The organism is Zoogloea sp., from assembly GCF_017302315.1.
GTDB lineage: Bacteria > Pseudomonadota > Gammaproteobacteria > Burkholderiales > Rhodocyclaceae > Zoogloea.
In genome coordinates, this window is the sequence record NZ_JAFLDT010000162.1 from 1 (window position 1) to 2908 (window position 2908).

Consider the following 2908-nt stretch of genomic DNA (forward strand, 5'->3'; position numbering starts at 1 on the left):
CCGCGCCGGCAGCCACGCCGCTGCGGCCGCCGGTTTCGGCCAGCCCATCGGCGAGGCCCTGCCGCCCGAAGTGGAGAGCCCCAGCCACCCCTGGCCCATCGTCGATCACCCGGCCGGCAAGAACTTCGTCGATTTCGACGAGGACCTGCAGTTCAAGGATTTCTGCAACGCCGTGCAGGAGGGCTTCGACAACATCGAGCTGCTCAAGCGTTTCTCCACCAACGGCATGGGCCCCAGCCAGGGCAAGCACTCCAACATGAACGGGCTGCGCATCCTGGCCCGCCTCACCGGCAAGGAGCCCCAGCAGGTCGGCACCACCACCGCACGCCCCTTCTACCATCCGGTCCCCATGGCCATCCTGGCCGGGCGCGGCTTCAACCCGGAGCGTCGCACCCCCCTCAGCAGCCGTCACGACGCCCTGGGCGCCAAGTGGATGCCGGCTGGCGTGTGGCAGCGCCCCGAGTATTACCAGGTCGCCGGCCAGGACCGCCTGGCCTGCATCCGCGGCGAAGCCCACGCGGTGCGCAACGGTGTCGGCCTCATCGACGTGGGCACCCTGGGCAAGCTCGAAGTCATCGGCCCCCAGGCCGCCGAATTCCTGGAGCGGGTGTACACCTCCAACTACGCCAACCTCAAGGTCGGCATGACCCGCTACGCGGTGATGTGCGACGAGTCCGGCGTGGTCATCGACGACGGCGTGGTGGCCCGCCTGGCGGACGACCACTTCTACTTCACCACCACCACCTCCGGCGCTGCCACCATCTACCGGGAGCTGTCCCGCCTCAACACCATGTGGCGGCTCGACTGCGGCATCGTCAATCACACCGGCGCCTTCGCCGCGGTCAATCTGGCCGGCCCGAAGTCCCGCGAGGTGCTCAAGACCCTCACCAGCCTGGATCTCTCCGCCGCTGCCTTCCCCTACCTAGCGGTGCGCGAGGGCGAAGTGACCGTGGGCGGCGGAAAGATCCCCGCCCGGCTGATGCGCGTCGGCTTCGTGGGTGAGTGGGGTTACGAGATCCATGTGCCCGCCAGCATGGGCGGCGCCCTGTGGGACGCCCTCATGCAGGCCGGCAAGGCCCACGGCATCCGCCCCTTCGGTGTGGAAGCCCAGCGCCTGCTGCGCCTCGAGAAGGGGCACATCATCATCAGCCAGGACACCGACGGCCTCACCACGCCGCTGGAAGTGGGCATGGACTGGGCGGTGAAGATGGCCAAGCCCTTCTTCGTCGGCCAGCGCAGCCTCGCCGCCATCGCCAGGAAGCCGCGCAAGCAGCAGCTGGCCGGCATCGTCTTCCCGGTGGGCTACAGCGGCGCCGTGCCCCTGGAGTGCAACCTGGTCATCGAGGGCGGCGACATCGCCGGCCGCGTCACCAGCATCGCCTTCAGCCCCAGCCTCGACCGCCACATCGGCCTGGCCTTCCTGCGGCCCGATCTGGCCACGCCCGGCAGCACCGTCAGCATCCGCCTCACCGACGGCACGCTGGTGCAGGCCCAGGTCAGCACCACCCCGTTCTACGACCCGGACAACCTCAAGCAGAAGGAGGCCGCATGAGCGCAAACCTCGCCGTGAGCCCGGTGGCCGAGCTCCTCGCCACCACGCTCCTCAAGCCGCAAGACCAGGCCGCCGCGGCCGCCAGCCTCGGTATCGCCGATGTGTCCCTCACTGCCCGTCACGGCTGCAAGGGCCCCGGCGCCATCGCCTGGCTGGAAAACCTCGGCCTGCCCATCCCGCCGAACACCAATAGCTGGTTGCCCCTTGATGGCGGCGGGCTGATCGCCCGGCTCGGTTTCACCGAGTTTCTGATCGAAGGCCCGGACGCCCTGATTGCTCCCATTGCTGCCGCGCCCCGCGGCCCCGGCGTGTATCCGGTGTTGCGCCAGGACGCCGCGCTGATCGTCGGTGGCGCGCGCCTGGAAGAGCTGCTGCGCCAGACCTGCAACGTCAACTTCCGCCCCCTCGACCCGGCTGCCCGGCCGGTGGTGCTCACCTCGATGGTCGGCGTCGGCGTCACGGTCATCCCGGAAGTGCGCAAGGGGCTGCCCGCCGTGCGCATCTGGTGCGACGGCACCTATGGACATTACCTGTGGGAAACCCTGCTCGGCATCGCCGTCGAGCTGGGTGGCGGCGCCGTTGCCCCCCACAGCTTCAACTGAATCGCCCGAACCCAACCCAACATCAGGAGAGCGGCAATGACGCCCACGGAAGCCAAGAAGTTTCTCGCCGACAACGAAGTCAAATATGTGCTGGCCCAGTTTGTCGACATCCACGGCACGGCCAAGACCAAGGCCGTTCCGGCCGCCCATTTCGACAGCATCCTCACCACCGGGGCCGGTTTTGCGGGCTTCGCGGTGTGGGGCCTCGGCATCGAGCCCAACGGCCCGGATTTCATGGCCATCGGTGACCTGGACACTCTGACCCTGGTGCCCTGGCAGCCCGGCTATGCCCGCATCGCCTGCGACGGCCATGTGAAAGGCGAGCCCTGGCCCCTGGATACCCGCGTGGTGCTGAAGGAGCAGATCAAGCGCCTCGACGCCATGGGCTACACCTTCTTCACCGGGCTGGAGCCGGAGTTCTCCCTGCTCAAGAAGGATGCCAACGGCAACATCATCCCCACCGACCCCACCGACACCCTGCCCAAGCCCTGTTACGACTACAAGGGCCTGTCGCGCAACCGCCAGTTCCTCGAAACCCTCACCGACAGCCTGCGCCAGGTGGATGTGGACGTCTATCAGATCGACCACGAGGACGCCAACGGCCAGTTCGAGATCAACTACACCTTTGCCGACTGCCTGACCTCCGCCGACCACTACCTGCTGTTCAAGATGGCCGCCTCGGAGATCGCCAACGACCTGGGCATGATCTGCTCCTTCATGCCCAAGCCCTTCGCCAACCGGCCGGGCAACGGCA

General features: G+C 67.7%; 2 protein-coding genes and 1 pseudogene. All 3 read left to right on the plus strand.

Translation table 11 applies throughout. From position 1 onward, the window contains the following. Nucleotides 1–1552 (plus strand): glycine cleavage T C-terminal barrel domain-containing protein (locus tag J0L98_RS21495; protein ID WP_296414274.1); only part of this gene is annotated, 1552 nt, incomplete at its 5' end. Further along, nucleotides 1549–2154, plus strand: coding sequence for a hypothetical protein (locus J0L98_RS21500; protein ID WP_296414275.1), 606 nt, complete (start codon nt 1549–1551; stop codon nt 2152–2154). The genes J0L98_RS21495 and J0L98_RS21500, both read left to right, overlap by 4 nt. A gap of 36 nt (nt 2155–2190) precedes the next feature. Further along, nucleotides 2191–2908, plus strand: a pseudogene (locus J0L98_RS21505) (type III glutamate--ammonia ligase); the annotation flags it as partial.